This is a genomic window from Pseudanabaena sp. 'Roaring Creek' (assembly GCF_001402795.1).
In the GTDB taxonomy this organism is placed as follows: Bacteria; Cyanobacteriota; Cyanobacteriia; order Pseudanabaenales; family Pseudanabaenaceae; genus Pseudanabaena.
On sequence record NZ_LIRE01000085.1, the window covers coordinates 1 to 2336 of the forward strand.

Annotated in this window: 2 protein-coding genes; both read right to left on the bottom strand. The window is 45.5% G+C overall.

Translation table 11 applies throughout. The features are described 5' to 3' along the window. Positions 1 to 136: 136 nt before the first annotated feature. Positions 137 to 358, bottom strand: a complete 222-nt coding sequence (locus AC805_RS02925) for a hypothetical protein (RefSeq protein ID WP_055074027.1) — start codon at positions 356 to 358, stop codon at positions 137 to 139. A 298-nt stretch (positions 359 to 656) separates the two neighbouring features. After that, the gene (locus AC805_RS02930) at positions 657 to 2141 is read right to left on the bottom strand and encodes a glutamate synthase subunit beta (RefSeq protein WP_055074028.1); all 1485 of its coding nucleotides are present in this window, start codon (positions 2139 to 2141) and stop codon (positions 657 to 659) included. Between the last annotated feature and the right edge of the window lie 195 nt (positions 2142 to 2336).

The window sequence follows — 2336 nt, forward strand, 5'->3', positions numbered from 1 at the left end:
TATAGCTGTCGCCAATTGTACTAGGACATAAACCCCAAGAATTGACTGGAGGCGCGAAGCGCCTCCAGTCAATTCTTGGGGTTTGCTTTGTCCTAAGTCAAGTGACTGTAGCTATATAGCGATTTACATTAGCTACTTAGTAACTATCGGTCTTACTAACGGTGGTATTAATTAATTGCTGGTTGGCTTGATTCAAACGATCGGCGATCGCTTCTCGCACATTAAAGTTAACCTCAGGATTGGCAAGAACGTCTTGCGCCATTTCACGATAAACGGCACTGGTCGTTAAATCCACTTGATCTAGTTGGTTGAGGTTTTCATAAACGGTCTCTGGTGAGACCGATACATTACTTTCCATAATTTAATTTTTCCCTATATTTATACCAATTCACAAAGGTTGGAGAACACTTTTGCAAATTAAAAACCAAACCCAGTCAGGGTTTTCAAAGCTGAAAATGGCGTAGCCATATTCAGCTTTGGTATTACTTTATGGTGTTTTCTCAGCTTTTCAGAACCGATAAATAGCAGGGCGCAATCCAACATAAAACCCTAAAACCTTTAGCAAAAGCAGCTTGGGCTAAGGGCTTGGGCTAAGGGTTTTGACGCTGGGTTTTAATCATGCCCAGCTACTGAGTACCAACAGCAGAAAATTTGGCTTAGGGTAAATCGGTATCACCCATCAGATAGCGATCGCATTCACGGGCAGCGCCACGACCTTCATTAATCGCCCAAACAATGAGACTTTGTCCGCGACGACAATCGCCTGCGGCAAAGACATTAGGAAGACTGGTGGTGAATTGACCATGATTCGCTTTGACGTTACTGCGAGGATCGCGTTCTAAGCCTAGAGAATCAAGTAAAGGTTGTTCTGGTCCAAGGAAACCCATTGCCAACAGTACGATCTGTGCGGGAATTACCTTTTCCGTACCAGCTACTTGCTTGGGAATGAATTGACCTTTGTCATTACGCTCCCATTGCACTTGCACGGTATGAACAGCTTTCACCTGACCGTCTTCGTCCCCTTCGATTTTAGTCGCTGTGGTGATATATGCTCTGGGATCGTCACCAAACTTTGCACGAGCTTCTTCCTGTCCGTAGTCCAACTTATAGACCTTCGGCCATTCTGGCCAAGGATTATCCTTAGCACGAGTTTCGGGAGGCTTAGGCATGATTTCTAATTGCACAACGCTGGTACAGCCATGACGAATTGATGTGCCAACGCAATCAGTACCAGTATCACCACCACCGATAATTACAACATCTTTGCCCTGCGCAGAGATAAAGCCATCCCCTGACTTACCATTGAGAACTGCCTTGGTATTGGCGGTGAGAAATTCCATCGCAAAATGAATACCCTTAAGCTCTCGTCCTTCAATACTTAGATCGCGGGGTTTTGTTGCCCCAGTACAAAGGACGATCGCATCAAATTCTTTGAGTAGATCTGCTGCGGCTAAATCCTTACCGACTTCGGTATTACAGATAAATTTCACACCCTCTTTTTCGAGGATATCCAAACGCCGCAACACGACCTTTTGCTTATCCAATTTCATATTGGGAATGCCATACATCAGCAGTCCGCCTGGGCGATCGGCGCGTTCGTAGACCGTGACCCAATGTCCTGCTTTGTTAAGCTGTGCGGCAGCGCTTAGCCCTGCGGGTCCCGAACCTATGACGGCAACTTTTTTGCCCGTGCGCTTTGTCGGTGGTTCGGGGATGATCCAACCTTCTTCCCAACCCTTATCCACGATCGAATATTCAATATTTTTAATCGTGACAGGTGGATTGGTGATCCCTAGGACACAGGAGCCTTCACAGGGTGCGGGACATACCCTACCTGTAAATTCGGGAAAGTTGTTAGTTTTATGCAGGCGATCGAGCGCCTCGCGCCATAGCCCACGATATACCAAGTCATTCCATTCGGGGATCAAATTATTGACTGGGCATCCGCTTGCCATACCGCTAATTAGATTTCCTGTATGGCAAAAAGGTGTGCCACAGTCCATACATCTCGCGCCCTGTGTACGCAGATTTTCATCGGGCATATGGACATGAAATTCATCCCAATTTTTAATGCGATCGCTTGGTGGTATTTCCGTTGGTGCTTCGCGAAGGTACTCAATAAATCCTGTCGGTTTTCCCATTAGTTTGCGTTTCTAAGTTTTGCTAAAAAGCCTATAAATCATTTTTAAACTGCCTACTCTGATTCTAAGCATAATTGGCGAGATTCTTTAATATTAGTTAACATTAAAATCACAAAACGCTACTCCCTTCCCAGTGAAAAATTAGCGTTGCGGCGCTTTGCGCCGCAACGCTAATTTTTCACTGGGAAGGGAGTA